This window comes from Shewanella sp. P1-14-1 (assembly GCF_001401775.1).
Lineage (GTDB): Bacteria > Pseudomonadota > Gammaproteobacteria > Enterobacterales > Shewanellaceae > Shewanella > Shewanella japonica.
Genome location: NZ_LKTL01000003.1, coordinates 161,407 through 174,228, shown reverse-complemented (window position 1 = coordinate 174,228; position 12,822 = coordinate 161,407). Strand labels below are relative to the sequence as shown.

16 protein-coding genes are annotated in these 12,822 nt (G+C 39.8%); 9 read left to right on the top strand and 7 right to left on the bottom strand.

From position 1 onward, the window contains the following. Positions 1-32 precede the first annotated feature (32 nt). Complete coding sequence (syd, locus tag AN944_RS03020) at positions 33-680, top strand: SecY-interacting protein (protein WP_055023105.1); 648 nt, start codon at positions 33-35, stop codon at positions 678-680. 125 nt (positions 681-805) lie between these two features. Here the strand turns inward: syd and AN944_RS03015 are convergent, their stop codons facing one another. Next, entirely contained in the window at positions 806-1,579 is a 774-nt protein-coding gene (locus tag AN944_RS03015; RefSeq protein WP_055023104.1) for a Zn-ribbon-containing protein, read from the bottom strand. A 79-nt stretch (positions 1,580-1,658) separates the two neighbouring features. Next, the gene (locus tag AN944_RS03010; RefSeq protein ID WP_055023103.1) at positions 1,659-1,994 is read right to left on the bottom strand and encodes a hypothetical protein; all 336 of its coding nucleotides are present in this window, start codon (positions 1,992-1,994) and stop codon (positions 1,659-1,661) included. A 194-nt stretch (positions 1,995-2,188) separates the two neighbouring features. Between AN944_RS03010 and AN944_RS03005 the strand changes: the two genes are divergently transcribed. Continuing rightward, complete coding sequence (locus AN944_RS03005) at positions 2,189-2,575, top strand: DUF3192 domain-containing protein (RefSeq protein WP_119968756.1); 387 nt, start codon at positions 2,189-2,191, stop codon at positions 2,573-2,575. Between the two features lie 13 nt (positions 2,576-2,588). On the opposite strand, the gene AN944_RS03000 is transcribed toward AN944_RS03005, so the two are convergent. Further along, positions 2,589-2,819 carry a DUF2789 domain-containing protein gene (locus tag AN944_RS03000; RefSeq protein ID WP_055023101.1) on the bottom strand — a complete coding sequence of 77 codons (231 nt, stop codon included), beginning with the start codon at positions 2,817-2,819 and terminating at the stop codon, positions 2,589-2,591. A 127-nt stretch (positions 2,820-2,946) separates the two neighbouring features. Between AN944_RS03000 and AN944_RS02995 the strand changes: the two genes are divergently transcribed. Next, positions 2,947-3,576 (top strand): GNAT family N-acetyltransferase, encoded by a 630-nt coding sequence (locus AN944_RS02995; protein WP_055023100.1) that lies wholly within the window; start codon positions 2,947-2,949, stop codon positions 3,574-3,576. 57 nt (positions 3,577-3,633) lie between these two features. Then, complete coding sequence (locus tag AN944_RS02990; protein WP_055023099.1) at positions 3,634-3,957, top strand: DUF962 domain-containing protein; 324 nt, start codon at positions 3,634-3,636, stop codon at positions 3,955-3,957. 1,660 nt (positions 3,958-5,617) lie between these two features. On the opposite strand, the gene AN944_RS02985 is transcribed toward AN944_RS02990, so the two are convergent. Together AN944_RS02985 and AN944_RS02980 are read right to left on the bottom strand one after the other, a co-directional pair. Beyond that, complete coding sequence (locus tag AN944_RS02985) at positions 5,618-6,004, bottom strand: DUF3301 domain-containing protein (protein ID WP_055023098.1); 387 nt, start codon at positions 6,002-6,004, stop codon at positions 5,618-5,620. Then, positions 6,001-7,026: a DUF3549 family protein gene (locus tag AN944_RS02980; protein ID WP_055023097.1), complete on the bottom strand. Its 1,026-nt coding sequence runs from the start codon at positions 7,024-7,026 to the stop codon at positions 6,001-6,003. Before AN944_RS02980 ends, AN944_RS02985 begins: the two co-directional genes overlap by 4 nt. A gap of 120 nt (positions 7,027-7,146) precedes the next feature. Between AN944_RS02980 and AN944_RS02975 the strand changes: the two genes are divergently transcribed. Both AN944_RS02975 and truC read left to right on the top strand, forming a co-directional pair. Beyond that, positions 7,147-7,464: a YqcC family protein gene (locus tag AN944_RS02975; protein ID WP_055023096.1), complete on the top strand. Its 318-nt coding sequence runs from the start codon at positions 7,147-7,149 to the stop codon at positions 7,462-7,464. 10 nt (positions 7,465-7,474) lie between these two features. After that, complete coding sequence (gene truC, locus AN944_RS02970) at positions 7,475-8,323, top strand: tRNA pseudouridine(65) synthase TruC (RefSeq protein ID WP_055023095.1); 849 nt, start codon at positions 7,475-7,477, stop codon at positions 8,321-8,323. Between the two features lie 196 nt (positions 8,324-8,519). Here truC and AN944_RS02965 read toward each other — a convergent pair whose 3' ends face one another. Next, on the bottom strand, positions 8,520-8,702 hold the full coding sequence (locus AN944_RS02965) for a hypothetical protein (RefSeq protein ID WP_055023094.1): 183 nt from the start codon (positions 8,700-8,702) through the stop codon (positions 8,520-8,522). Between the two features lie 157 nt (positions 8,703-8,859). Here AN944_RS02965 and AN944_RS02960 point away from each other — a divergent pair, with 157 nt between their 5' ends. From AN944_RS02960 to purU, 3 genes are all read left to right on the top strand, one after another. Beyond that, positions 8,860-9,321 carry a flavodoxin gene (locus AN944_RS02960; RefSeq protein WP_055023093.1) on the top strand — a complete coding sequence of 154 codons (462 nt, stop codon included), beginning with the start codon at positions 8,860-8,862 and terminating at the stop codon, positions 9,319-9,321. Continuing rightward, the gene (locus tag AN944_RS02955; RefSeq protein WP_055023092.1) at positions 9,288-10,745 is read left to right on the top strand and encodes a PTS transporter subunit EIIC; all 1,458 of its coding nucleotides are present in this window, start codon (positions 9,288-9,290) and stop codon (positions 10,743-10,745) included. The genes AN944_RS02960 and AN944_RS02955 overlap by 34 nt, the downstream gene beginning before the upstream one ends. Before the next feature lie 259 nt (positions 10,746-11,004). Then, complete coding sequence (purU, locus tag AN944_RS02950; RefSeq protein ID WP_055023182.1) at positions 11,005-11,874, top strand: formyltetrahydrofolate deformylase; 870 nt, start codon at positions 11,005-11,007, stop codon at positions 11,872-11,874. A 105-nt stretch (positions 11,875-11,979) separates the two neighbouring features. Here purU and dapD read toward each other — a convergent pair whose 3' ends face one another. Next, positions 11,980-12,804, bottom strand: a complete 825-nt coding sequence (gene dapD / locus AN944_RS02945) for a 2,3,4,5-tetrahydropyridine-2,6-dicarboxylate N-succinyltransferase (protein ID WP_055023091.1) — start codon at positions 12,802-12,804, stop codon at positions 11,980-11,982. Between the last annotated feature and the right edge of the window lie 18 nt (positions 12,805-12,822).

Here is a 12,822-nt window from a genome sequence, read left to right as displayed (position 1 = left end):
TTTTATTATAACCCAAAACTGGAGCATCTTAAGTGTCTTGTTCAACTTCATTGGAACATTTTTCTAGCCGTTATATACAAGCTTATCAGGATGTATTAGACGAGTTACCCCGTTATTTCCCACTTGGTCAAGGATCCGCTTGTATTGAAGGCAAGTATGATCTTGAATCTGACGATGCGGTTTTTTGGAAAGCGGTAAAACGAAAAAGTAATTCAGATTTCAGTAATGTAGAACATGCATTAGACATCAAGCTTCATCAAGATATTAATGCCTTTTATGGTGAGTTTTTTTCTGCGCCACTTTTTTTCGATTCTAAATGGGGAGAAGGGGAGTTACTGCAGGTTTGGAACCAGCAAGATTTTGAATCTTTGCAACAAAATGTGATTGGCCACTTAATGATGAAGAAAAAGCTTAAACAAGCACCAACTTGGTTTGTTGGCGTATTAGGCGATGGCGAACAGATGATTACTGTCGATAATGAAGATGGCAGTGTGTGGATTGAAATTCCAGGTGATAGGCCCAAAGATAAATTAGCCGATAGTCTTGCGGAATTTATTGATGCGCTAACACCACGAGTAACGCCGCCGGTAGAGCCGATTGTAGAGGAATATGTTGTTCACCCAGGTATTTGGCAGCGAATGAAAATGATGTGGAATGATTTGATTAAAGGCAAGAAATAATTGCTTATTCGGACAGAAAATAAAAAAGCCAGACTATAGATGTGGTCTGGCTTTTTTATTGAATGAACCGATAATGCGTTATCAGCTAACTCGTTGTATTAGTATCTATTGACGAGAAGATAATATTACTGATGATCCCATGAGATATTCGATACGATTCGACATGGCTCGCACCTAAAGTGGAACATGTCTAATAATGGCTCATCTAAACGCCACGCTTTTGAGCCGCAACGTGGACAAGCTCGGTTTTTTTCACTAGCAAGGTTTTCGCCACCGACACGGTATAAATAATAATAAGTTGGGATTTTAGTTAAATACTCAACTCTGCCCCTTATATCCCAGCCCCGTCTAAATAAATCACTTTGATGACTGGTAATTTCTTCTAATGCTGCAAATTCAGCCTGAGTGGCCGCTGCCATTTGTAATTCATCACAGGCTTGCCATTCTGTCTGCCAGCGAATGACGCGTTTATGATCGCCGTTAAAGGTTGCAGGCAGCTGATACAGTGGAATGGGGAGCAAGTTATCGCCAGATCGGATAGGTGAACACATATGCACATAGCTGGTATATAACACTTGCCAGCTAGGTTGCTCCGTATTGCTGACTTCAGAGTTAATATCTTGACCTATATATTTCTCGCGCGGGGCTAACAGTTTTGCGTCTGTTAATTGTTGTAAGGCTTGTTTAGTCCAAGGACTATTGTGACGAGTTGCTAAGCTGGTTTTTTCTGGCATCAACAATCGCACTTTAAACTCACCTTCGTTAAAGGCGACTGCAAATTCTCTTCCCAATATTTGACCGTTTGCTCGTAATGATTCGAGATAATGGTTGATGGCTTTTTCTGCCGCGGTGATGGTGGTATCCGCAAAACATTCAAATCTGAGCTCAGTGACAAACATGGGAGTTCCGTTAATGTGTAAAGTGTTTGGGTGTCGTTAAAAAGTCTTGTGGTCAATCTAATTTAAACTAATAACAGCCTTATGATTGATTTTCTAATTGGGTTATACGCTGTTCTAGTAATTCAATTTTTTTGTCAAAGTCAGCTTTCATTTGTTGGATTTGCGTTTGAAATAGTTGCTCAAGTTGTTGTCGCTCAGTATTGGCTGTTTGTTTGGTCGACTCTAACGCATCGCCTAAATCTGGCAAGGTTTGCCACTGATCTTTTGGGATAGCTTTAAACTGCTGCAAGCCTTGGATTAACAAAGGCATTGGCACTTTACCACCCAGTTTTCCTTTTACTAATGCCATCGTCGGAGTGTGGCCATTCATTGCAATGGTTTTGGCCGCTGCGAGGACTTGTTCGATTGGACTCATAATTAGTGAAAATCCTCAATGTTGATTGGTGAAAATGATGATTTAATCAAATTTTATTTTAAAAATATAATAAAATCAATAACATAACTTTTGGCATGTTTTTAGCTTAATCATAATGGACAACATTATAACGTATCTCAAAAACAGTTTGAGTAGAAATTACGTGAGAATCATTTTAATAATAAGGAAATATCATGAAAGCAAAATTGGGTTTAGCATTGTTAATGGCTGTAAGCAGTCTTTCATTGAGTGGTTGTGTGTTGAATGTGGGTGATCACGAAGGTAATCGCAGCAGTTCTTATTGGGAAAAACAACAACAAACTAATCGTACTAATTTATCTAAGTTGACGATTGGTATGGCGCGAGATCAAGTAACGACTCTAATGGGTACTGCTGATTTCAGTGAGGCTTATGTTACTCAAGCTGACGCAGACAGTCCGAAAAAAGAAGTCCATGTATTCTTTTATCGTACTCAGTGGAGCAAAGGTGATGGTAAAACCACTAAGGATGAATGTACTCCTGTGGTGATCAGTGATAATAAATTAGTTGGTTGGGGCGATACGGCTTACCAAAAAATCTAGACTGTAGTTACTGTTATTGCCTTAATAATACGTCCAGTTGGTCGACGAGTTCTGACCACTGGGCGTCTTGCGTTAAGGCCTCTGTAATAAATGCTTTTTGTGCTTCATTCCAAAAGCTAGCTTGGGTAATTGGTATTTCGTTAGGAATGTTATGCGTAGTAATAAAGTGCTCAATTCCAGTCGGTGATGCATCCAGTCCGAGTTGTTCAAATAGGTGGTTTAACGTTATTGAGGTGGTATCCATGATGACGACCTTATTAAGAAGTGAATGGACTTATCTGCATTAAGCCTAGGCGAGCGGATTAAAATTGCAATATGTTTCAAACTTGTTAACTTGTAACTATTCACTGAACTTCAATGAGACTGAAATTATGGAACAGACTACTATGGCGGAATATCTTGCAGTGTACCTGACAGCAGAAGATTTACGGGTGGCAGCGTCGATAATATACAACGCCTATCATGATGATCCGTTTTTCATTGAAGCTTTGTCCACGGCTAATAAAGCCAGTTACGAGCAAAAATTACGTGCCGCTATCAGGGAAGAATTAACTGAATTATGGCAGCAAGAGCAGCCTTTAATTGGCTGGTTTAATGGTGAAAGGTTGATTGGTGTTGCCTGCGTGATTACTCATCAAGTGCCATTAGGTGAAAGCCGCTATTGGCATTGGCGTTTGAAAATGGTGCTGGGAACCGGTTGGAGCTCCACGCAAGCCTTAATCAACAAAGAGAATAGTATTTTAGAAAGCCTACCAAGTAATCAATATGGCATTCTGCAGTTTATAGCTTTATCGCCCATTGAACAGGGTAAAGGGAATGGCGCTAAATTAATTCACGCTGTGTTAAGTTGGTGTGATGACCAACCTGAACTCGATGGTATCGGCGTGTTTATTAATAATCCTAAACACGGTGAGTTATTTATCCGTGAGGGTTTTCAGCACCTTTCTCAACTGACGATCGGCACTGTAGATGGTGAAGTATTGATATATTCGAGTAAATAACTCGGTTCGCAGTTTATATAGTGAGCGTATTGATTTAACCGCTAGGTAGGATGGAAAATGAGCACGAAAAAATACCAAGACTTTAATTCTTTTTATCCTTTTTATTTATCTCAACATCAAGATGTAACATGCAGACGACTTCACTATATCGGTAGCGGAATTATTGTAGTCATGTTGATTATAGTGTTGTTATCACAACAATGGTGGCTTTTATGGACATTGCCCGTAATTGGTTATGGCTTTGCTTGGGTTGGTCACTTCTTCTTTGAAAAGAATAAACCTGCCACCTTTGAGTACCCCTTTTATAGTTTGCTTGCTGACTGGGTCATGTTTGCACAAATGTTAAAAAATAAACTCGGCCTCAAGAAAAACTCAGGTTAAGTGTTAATCAGGAATGTAAGAGATCTCTCACCTTACTGTAGGTTTTAATATTCTTTAATCGAGTTAATTTCTTTTATTTAATTTTTATATTATTTTAAAACAATAGTTTAGTTGTTTTGGTTTGACGTTGGCTATTGTGAATATTTTGTTTCATCCACTTTTTTCCATTTTTCTATTACATGATTTCAATACAATAAAGTCACTAAGCAATTAATTGAATGACCAAACAAATCGTTACAGGAAGTAACTTTTTAAAAAGTCAGTGAACAGTAATAGTAGTGCTTAGAAAGTATTTGGCGATTAACACTCAGGATGAGAGTTATTGTTACGAATACATGTAATGGTTTTCAGGATGAAAGTAGGACACGCTCAAGGAGTGGGTAAAAGCTCAGTTAAGGATTAACTGAAACATGGATGACCCCAAGTCAGGAAGATATGGGTAGCAGGAAGCAAATACCAGGAAGGTAATTTTAGGAGTTAGATTCGGTCAAAAGGATTGACTGTTCAAAGGATTGAGAACTCAAGTATGGCTTAAAAGGCATATACAAGGATATTGAGTAAAAAAGGAATAAGGGAGCAAGGAGCAAGACGATTCGCAAGGATGGAGCAGGGAGCACAACTTAGCAGGATGGCTAACAAAGCGTAAAACTGGCGCAACCTTACATGTTAGGGTTGCGCTTTTTATTATATGAGATATTCATTTGTTAAATATGTGAACAGCTTAACTGCTTCAAAAGTGCATTTGTCTACCTGGTTTGTAAGAGATATCTCACAAGGGATGTAAGAATAATCGCTTTTAAAATAGACTTACACCAAGTGTTTTTTTTAAGTTACTGATAATTTTTACTTTATTATGTTTGTTTGAGATTTGTAGTGTTGTTTTTTTGTTAATCTGCTGTTTTGTGCATATTTATTTATTCGTACATCTCTTAAAATATACCCAAGCAGTAAATGCACGAGAGAGATAATTTGTTCATCAGGATGATGATTAAGAATTCACTTTCTCGACGACAGTAAAACAACCGTTATGGATAACGGCAGTGTCAAAGGATGATACTGACATCATTAAGATGAAGGGTTTTATTGTAGAAAAGGATTTTTAGGACATCAATAAAAGGATTTACGCTGTTATGGATAACAGTGATTGCATTGGATGCAAATAATTGAATCATGGATGTCATGGAAGAAAACCAAGGATGAATTAAAGGACACGCTTAAGGATTTGAGCAGGCTCGGTCAAGGGATAATCGAGTAAGAGGGACAGTACTTCAGTGTACAAGGAACATCAAGGATTGAATAAGGATAGCGCACGGAGCAAGTTAGACGCATGGATGGTGCAGGGAGCACAAAAATAGCAGGAAGGCTTAACAAGAGTACAAGAGGCCGCGGCAATTTATTGTCGCGGTCTTTCTTTTGGAATTTGTAAAGTTTGGACTCAAGTTTATTTTGGCAAGGTGAAGCGTTAATTACCGTTATTTTTTACTTTTTAAAGGCATGCATTGGTTTAGGCATTCTGGTGCAAGTGAAAACTCTACTTTACCTCTACTTTTACTATGACTTTTCACGCTTATTATCGTGTTTTTAAAAGTGTTAGCGACAGATATAAAAAACGCTATCAAAATGATAGCGTTAGTGATAATAAAGCGCATCAGTGTTGTTATTATCGGCATTTACCCGAATTGCAGCTCGAAGCACCGCCGCAACCACCAAATTTGCCTTTAGCCATTGGTGCGTCCATCCATTCAGGCTCTGGGAAAATTGGCCAATTAATTTTTTCAATTTTTTTGCCGTGCATGTTGATATGGCCACGGTATTGGTTAATACCGTCGGTGCTGAACTCAAACATGAATTTAGCTCGCCAACATAACCCTGTTGTACCGCCAATACTCGGTTTTGCCGACTCCATTGCGATAGCAAGCAGTTGAACCTTCTGACCGGCGCAAGACTTTTCAGCATAACGGCGGCTGATCTCTGCCATTTGGCGTAATTGCCAAAAAAATGCAGCGACCACTACAACGGCAACGATTAATATAAAATCTGACATCATTGGCTTACGGCCCTAAATAATCCGCCAATGGCGGAAGAAAGTGTGGCGCTGCGGTCGGTACTTCTTAAATCTAGTAATAGCGATTCTCGCAGGCTTGGTATTGCTACGATATCAGCAAATACTTGATTAAAGAAGTTTTGCGGTTGATTGGCTAAAACTTCTAGATAAAGTTTGCGAGTTGCATCATCTTTTAATGCTATCCAGCTTCTTGCTGCAATAGTGATCAATAAGTTTTCATCTAATTGCTGAAAATTAACCAACTGTTTAATGGCTTTTTGGGTCAATTCAGGCTGAGACGATAGCGCTCGCAGATAGATATGTTTGTGCTCAATGTCTGCTGCCGATAATTTATCAAAAATGGTTTCGGCCAATGAGTTTGAGATGGTGACATGTTCTAAACACTGACACACAGCAGCTTGTACTTCTAAAGGCGCGAATGAAAATGAAGCATTGATGTGTTTGTCATGATCAAATTTGTCTAAACGAACACAGACATCAGCAATGCCCTGTAAACCCAATTGTTGCCAATTATCGCTTTGGGCTTGTGTTTCACCTAACTGTGCAAAATATTGAGCCGCATATTCATATTGTGCAGATGCTTGTTGGCTTAGCTGTTTTTTTACCAATGCGTTAAATAATGCTAACTTTTCTTGGCTTGGTTTAAAGCTAAATGGGTGATTGGCATAGCGTTCTTGTTCTTCATCAGTTAACGCTTTTGTTGGATCACGTCCAAGTGCTTCTAAAATCATTTTAATGAACTGACTACGCTGAGCTGGTGACAATAAGCCACGCTCATCTAACGGGAGCTTTAAAAACCAAATAAAAGGTGGCTGCTCTTCACGCCAAAATACAATGGCAAATTGAGCGTGACCTTGAATTGGATATGGGTAAGGCGTGTTTAGCGCTTCAATTTGGCTAAATAGCACAGGGTCGATATTGGCTACTCTGCGGCCTAAATCATAAACCTGAAATTGGGTATTAGCAGTGTCGAGGAATTGGCTTAAGGTTTCGAGTTGTGTCATGAGAGCTTATTTTTCGCGATTAACTTGCCGCTATTATAGGGTTAACTGCCGCCTGATGATATGATTAGTCGCACAAACACCTGTGATATTTTTAAACCGTTTAAGCGATAATCTTCTGTTATGCCTTATATTCAAACTGTTCAATTACTAGAGTCGCTGGAACAGCAACTTAAAATCAATCATTTATGGTCAATCCAATCGCCATCTGATGCTGAGCTTGCCAGTGTTGCTCCATTTGCCTGCGATACGTTACGTTTCGAGCAATGGCTGCAATTTATTTTTATTCCTAAGATGTCGATGTTGATCCAAACACAATCGCCGTTACCTAGCAAAATTTCACTGGCTCCGATGGCTGAGCATGTGTGGGGCAATCGAACTGAACTCGCTGAGTTAACCAAGCTTTTAGCTGTATTAGATAATCTGTTAACGGGTCAATAAGGTGAAAGTGATGACTGAAGAAAAATACATAAGCCCGTTTGCTGATGATGAATATATTGGCACCGATATTGATTTTGCTGAAGACGCTGAGAATGATGAAGTCGCGCCAGAATTGGAAATATTATTTCAAGATGAGCATATCGTTGCGATTCATAAGCCTGCAGGTTTATTAGTTCACCGCTCTTACTTGGCAAGAAAAGAGCGATTTTTTGCGATGCAACTTACTCGAGATCTCGTCGGTTGTCATGTTTTTCCGGTACATAGGCTCGATAGGCCGACATCTGGTGTGCTGTTGTTTGCCAAAAATAGTGAAGTAGCACGGGCCTTGTGTGAGCAATTTGAACAACATCATGTGAAGAAACAATATTTAGCATTAGTGCGTGGCAATATGCATGAAGCAGCGAGACTAGATTATGCCCTTAAGGTTGAGCTGGATGATGTCGCGGATAAAAAAGCCCGTAAAGATAAACCTGCCCAAGATGCTGTTACAGACTATGAGCCGTTATTAAATGCTGAGATCCCTTTTAGCTCTGGCCGCTATCCTACCAGCCGTTTTTGTTTGATTAAATTAACGCCTCAAACTGGTCGAAAGCATCAATTGCGCCGCCATATGGCTCATTTGCGTCACCCCATTATCGGTGATACGACTCATGGCGATGGCAAACAAAATAAGTTTTTTAGAAGCCACTTTGAAATTAACCGACTTTGGTTAATTGCTAAGTCGCTGCAGTTTACTCACCCGGTGACCAACGAGTTAATGCATATTGAAACAGAGCTTGAGCAGGAATGGTCAACTTTATTTGACCAATTTGGTTGGCAAGAACATTTGGATATTGATACTCCCCTAGACATAGCTTAATTGGCTCTAGTCAATATAAAGGCTTGGTGTGGGCTTAATAAGGCTTGGTTTAGGCTTAGATTAGAAATATCAAAGAGATACTCAATGCAGTATCTCTTTCTAATGCGTTACATTATCTTTCCGCTCACAGCATACGTATCTTTTATGTACTTAATATAACCATTCTCGATACGGGTTTAGCGCTTAAGAGTCTGCGTTAACTGGCTTTAAAAGGTGCTTTGGTATGCTCAAGTAAAACTGATTTAAGCTTTTCAAACTCTTCAATCTTCTCAAGTGGCTTACTGGTATCTTGTTGCTCAGACCGAAAATAGAAGTTACGCCTAATGTGAGCGGACTTATGTTGCAGCTTAAACAATCTGTGCCTGTTGGCTTGACGCATAACAGTAACCTTAAGGTATATGTAAGTTATTACTTTTGTTTGTATTTCATACTTGCAGCTTAGCGTGAGAATACAGTATGGTGAAGTTATCAACCTCATGTCTTAGCCGCTAGCTAAGTGAATAATAGAAGTTAGTTAACTTGAAGAGAAGTATAACATGGAAAAAGTTAATTTAGTGTTTGGCACCGTATATGGCAGTGCTCAGTTTGTTGCTGAAACACTGGCAAGCAAAATTGCTGAACTTGATTTTGAAACTAACCTTATTCAATCATCTGATTTAACGGGATTTGTGCCTAAGGAAGATGAACTATTAATCATAGTTACTTCAACTACAGGTCAAGGTGATTTACCTGATGATATTGCGCCTTGGTTTGCTGAAATGAAGTCCGCAGCGCCTTATCTTCCTGGTTTACGTTACAGCATTATTGGTTTAGGTGATTCAAGTTACGAGACTTTCTGTGGCGCGGCTAAACAATTCGATGAATTATTTGCAGAACTTGGCGCCAAACCGCTAACAGCGCGTTTAGATATTGATGCATGTGAAACCATGGAGCCAGAAACTGACGCGGTGCAATGGATACCAACATGGCACTCAGCCGCTCAGTCTCTCAATCAATAAGACGATTAAGTCAGCAGTGGTTTAAATTTGCCCAGCGCCTCAGTCAGGCGCTGCTCATTCCTATTGCCATTTTACCTGCTGCTGGTGTGATGTTGGGCTTGTCATATAATCCACTTCCTTTTATTCCTCAAGAACTTGCGACGGTATTTTCAGCTGTTGGTAATTTAATCTTCACCATGATGCCATTGTTATTTGCGGTAGCAATTGCCATTGGCTTTTGTAAAGACCAAGGTATAGCGGCTTTTGTGGCGGTGTTTGGCTTTGGTGTTTTTATCTCGTCAATGGGGGCATTTACTGCAATTTATCAATTGCCTGCTCGACCTTTATGGGGAATTGACACCATAGATACAGGTATTGCTGGCGGTATTTTTGTGGGGGCGATGACATGTTTTGTGGTGAGAATGAGCCAAGATGTCAAATTGCCTGCGATGTTTTCATTTTTTGAAGGCCAGCGAAGTGCCGGTTTGCTGATTATTCCTTTTGCAATGGCATTGGCATTTTTGTTGGCTCACATATGGCCAACGCTCGCTTATCAGATAGATAGCTTATCACTATGGGCCGTTTATCAAGATCCTGCATTAGCTTTTGCCGTTTACGGCACGATAGAACGTTTTTTGATTCCGCTGGGGCTTCATCACATTTGGAATGCCCCATTTTATCTTGAAGTGGGTCAGTACTTTCATGAAGGTAAAATGGTTAGAGGTGAGATAGCACGTTATCTTGCTGGCGACCCTTTAGCGGGAAATCTAGCGGGAGGCTACTTGATTAAAATGTGGGGATTACCTGCCGCAGCGCTTGCGATTTGGCGCTGCGCTGATAAATCCGAACAAAATCGGGTTGCAGGAATTATGCTTTCTGCTGCGGCAACTTGCTGGCTGACTGGTATCACTGAGCCTATTGAATTTGCTTTTATGTTTGTCGCGCCGCTGTTATTTATTATTCATGCGTTATTAACTGGTGCGGCTTATGCGATTTGCATCTTGCTTGATATCAACCACAGTGTGGTGTTTTCTCATGGCTTGATTGACTTTAGCGTGTTATTTGCACAATCAAGTAATACCAGTTGGTTTTGGTTTTTAGGCCCATTAACGGCGTTTATCTATTATTTGATATTTAGGGTCAGTATTGTTGCGTTTAACTTGAAAACTCCAGGGCGAATAGCAGCAGAAGATACCGGAAATAAAGAAAGTTTACGTGCAATGGTCAGTGCATTGGGTGGTCCTGAAAATATCATTGAGCTTAATGCTTGTTTAACCCGCCTAAGAATAGCTGTAGTTGATCCTAAATTAGTTGATAAGCCACGTTTAATGAGATTAGGTGCTAAGGGAGTGATTAAAGTAGGTAAGGGCGTGCAGGTCGTTTTTGGCACAAAAGCAGAAAGTTTACGCAAGTTACTACAAAGGTACTTGGATACAAGGCAGTAATGCTTGCTCTGGCTTATATTTCATAAGGCTGGATTATCTTCTAAGTGAGCTGTATTATTGGTCATCTCTAGAGCGTATAAGATAAACAATTCATAATTATTCCTCCTTTAAATTAAAGATTCTGTATATGGCTTACCTTATTTATCAAATTACCCATAAATATTGATGTTCTTATCTTGTGCTTGCCCTAGCTGTGTTATTAATGAATTAATTTAGTTTGAAAGGCCTATTGGCAAAAATTGATGTGAGTCGTGTAGTTATGAAAAAAAACCAATCTGATACCCCTGCATTAAGTGTAGATCGTAAAATTCTTATTACTGATTGTGAAGATGCACAAGGCTTGATTGCCAAAATTACCGGGGTATGTTTTGCCCACCACCTAAATATTGTTAAAAACACCGAGTTTGTAGACCATCAACAAGGACGCTTTTTTATGCGTACTGTGCTTGAAGGTCATATTGATGATGATGCTTTGCTAGCCGATCTTAGGCAGGTGCTGCCTGAGCAAAATCATATGAAATTGGTAGATGCTGGTCGTAAGCGCATCGTGATCTTAGTGACCAAGGAAGCGCACTGTTTAGGTGATATTTTAATGAAGTCCTATTATGGCGGCCTTGATGTGGAAATTGCTGCAGTTATTGGTAATTACGATAACCTGCAAGCATTAACTGAGAAGTTTGATATCCCGTTTCATCATGTTTGCCATCAAGGGATTGATAGACAACAACACGAAATGGCCATTTTAGAAATCATTAAGCAGTACTCGCCTGATTATATTGTATTAGCAAAATTTATGCGTATTTTGACGCCAGAGTTTGTTGCTCATTATCCAAACACGATTATTAATATTCACCATTCATTTTTGCCAGCCTTTATCGGTGCATCACCATATCGACAAGCATGGGAGAGGGGGGTAAAAATTATTGGCGCAACTGCGCACTTTGTGAATAACTGTTTAGATGAAGGGCCGATTATTAAGCAGGATGTGATTAATGTTGATCATAGCTTTAGTGCAGAAGAATTGGCGCATAATGGCAGAGATGTTGAAAAAAGCGTTTTGAGTAAAGCCTTACAATTGGTACTAGATGAGCAAGTTGTGGTGTATGGCAATAAGACAGTGGTGTTCTAACTATGCTTGTATTTTGTTACTGCAAATAGTCACAGTAAAATGTTAAGTTTATAAAAAAGGCCTCATTACGAGGCCTTTTTTGAATCATTTATCAGATGATTAATATTAATCAACGATACGTAATAACTCGTTAATACCGACTTTTCCGCGGGTTTTAGCATCGACTTTCTTAACGATGATTGCCGCATATAAGCTGTAAGTGCCACATTTAGAAGGTAGGTTACCTGAAACCACTACAGAGCCTGCTGGTACGCGACCGTAATGTACTTCACCAGTTTCACGGTCAAAAATACGGGTACTTTGACCAATGTAAACACCCATTGAAATTACGCTGCCTTCTTCAACAACAACGCCTTCAACAATTTCACTGCGTGCGCCGATAAAACAGTTATCTTCAATAATGGTCGGGCCGGCTTGTAATGGCTCAAGTACACCACCAATGCCGACACCACCAGATAAATGCACATTCTTACCAATCTGTGCACAAGAACCAACTGTAGCCCAAGTATCTACCATAGTGCCTTCATCCACATAAGCACCTAGGTTTACGTAAGATGGCATGAGTACGGTGTTCTTTCCGATGAATGAACCTTTACGTACCGTTGCAGGTGGTACAACACGGATTGCTTCTTCTTTAAATCTTTCAGCTGTGTAATCAGAGAACTTTTGCGGTACTTTATCAAAGTACTTAGTGTCACCACCTTCAACCACTTCGTTGTCAAAGATACGGAAAGAAAGTAGTACTGCTTTCTTTAACCATTGGTGTACGTGCCATTCGCCATCAATCTTCTCTGCAACACGAGCTTGGCCTTTATCAAGCATGCTAATGACAGTTTCGATATCTGCACGAACACTTGGCTCAACTGTGCTAGGTGTGATGTCCTGACGAGCCTCAAATGCAGCTTCTATGCGTTGGCGTAATGCCTCCATTACTATCTCCCAAATTGT

What these genes read in the sequence shown, in the direction of transcription:
- AN944_RS03015 (WP_055023104.1), bottom strand. Translation starts at nt 1,579, where the DNA reads ATGTTTGTCACTGAGCTCAGATTTGAATGTTTTGCGGATACCACCATC.
- AN944_RS03010 (WP_055023103.1), bottom strand. Translation starts at nt 1,994, where the DNA reads ATGAGTCCAATCGAACAAGTCCTCGCAGCGGCCAAAACCATTGCAATG.
- AN944_RS03005 (WP_119968756.1), top strand. Translation starts at nt 2,189, where the DNA reads ATGAAAGCAAAATTGGGTTTAGCATTGTTAATGGCTGTAAGCAGTCTT.
- AN944_RS03000 (WP_055023101.1), bottom strand. Translation starts at nt 2,819, where the DNA reads ATGGATACCACCTCAATAACGTTAAACCACCTATTTGAACAACTCGGA.
- AN944_RS02995 (WP_055023100.1), top strand. Translation starts at nt 2,947, where the DNA reads ATGGAACAGACTACTATGGCGGAATATCTTGCAGTGTACCTGACAGCA.
- AN944_RS02990 (WP_055023099.1), top strand. Translation starts at nt 3,634, where the DNA reads ATGAGCACGAAAAAATACCAAGACTTTAATTCTTTTTATCCTTTTTAT.
- AN944_RS02985 (WP_055023098.1), bottom strand. Translation starts at nt 6,004, where the DNA reads ATGATGTCAGATTTTATATTAATCGTTGCCGTTGTAGTGGTCGCTGCA.
- AN944_RS02980 (WP_055023097.1), bottom strand. Translation starts at nt 7,026, where the DNA reads ATGACACAACTCGAAACCTTAAGCCAATTCCTCGACACTGCTAATACC.
- AN944_RS02975 (WP_055023096.1), top strand. Translation starts at nt 7,147, where the DNA reads ATGCCTTATATTCAAACTGTTCAATTACTAGAGTCGCTGGAACAGCAA.
- truC (WP_055023095.1), top strand. Translation starts at nt 7,475, where the DNA reads ATGACTGAAGAAAAATACATAAGCCCGTTTGCTGATGATGAATATATT.
- AN944_RS02965 (WP_055023094.1), bottom strand. Translation starts at nt 8,702, where the DNA reads ATGCGTCAAGCCAACAGGCACAGATTGTTTAAGCTGCAACATAAGTCC.
- AN944_RS02960 (WP_055023093.1), top strand. Translation starts at nt 8,860, where the DNA reads ATGGAAAAAGTTAATTTAGTGTTTGGCACCGTATATGGCAGTGCTCAG.
- AN944_RS02955 (WP_055023092.1), top strand. Translation starts at nt 9,288, where the DNA reads ATGGCACTCAGCCGCTCAGTCTCTCAATCAATAAGACGATTAAGTCAG.
- purU (WP_055023182.1), top strand. Translation starts at nt 11,005, where the DNA reads ATGAAAAAAAACCAATCTGATACCCCTGCATTAAGTGTAGATCGTAAA.
- dapD (WP_055023091.1), bottom strand. Translation starts at nt 12,804, where the DNA reads ATGGAGGCATTACGCCAACGCATAGAAGCTGCATTTGAGGCTCGTCAG.